Raw genomic sequence first — 538 nt, forward strand, 5'->3', positions numbered from 1 at the left:
ACTTCCTTGGTACCGACGGGATGGCCATAGGGATCTGTCACAGATTCAGTTCGCTTATAACCAACCTTGTTAGTCGTTTTATACTGTTGAATGTTGAGGGCTTCGAGCTTGGCTCCTACCTTGTCCATAGCCTCATAGAAGGGGCGGTCGATTTTATCCTTGATGTAGGTGGGAACATTTCCTGCATACCGCTCCAAGGTGGAGAGTTTGGATTGCAGAGTTTGTCCGGTACTTGTGTCATCGTGATAGCTATAGGACACAACACCATCCGTATCCTTTTCTGCTATCAAGCGTTGGACTTGCTCAGAGATCTTTACTAAATCTTCTACTCGCTTGCCAAACCCTGTAGAACCCCTACTGACACCATAGGAGCCAGAGTATGGATTCGTATAATTCATATAACCACTGCTAGATACCGAAGCAGTTTCAGTAAGTCCTGTCAGGGCTTGTTTCATCGTCTTCCAGGTCGATGAATGAAGTTCTACGTCTTTGGTCATTGGTCACCTCGCGGAATCATTCCCAGAGTTTCTAAGTTTTG

At 45.9% G+C, this 538-nt stretch carries 1 pseudogene; it reads right to left on the reverse strand.

The window, feature by feature from the left end:
• A pseudogene (locus M1F97_RS09125) lies at positions 1-497 on the reverse strand (type IV secretion protein Rhs); the annotation flags it as partial.
• Positions 498-538 lie beyond the last annotated feature (41 nt).

The organism is Streptococcus oralis (assembly GCF_023110435.1).
GTDB classification, from domain to species: domain Bacteria; phylum Bacillota; class Bacilli; order Lactobacillales; family Streptococcaceae; genus Streptococcus; species Streptococcus oralis_CF.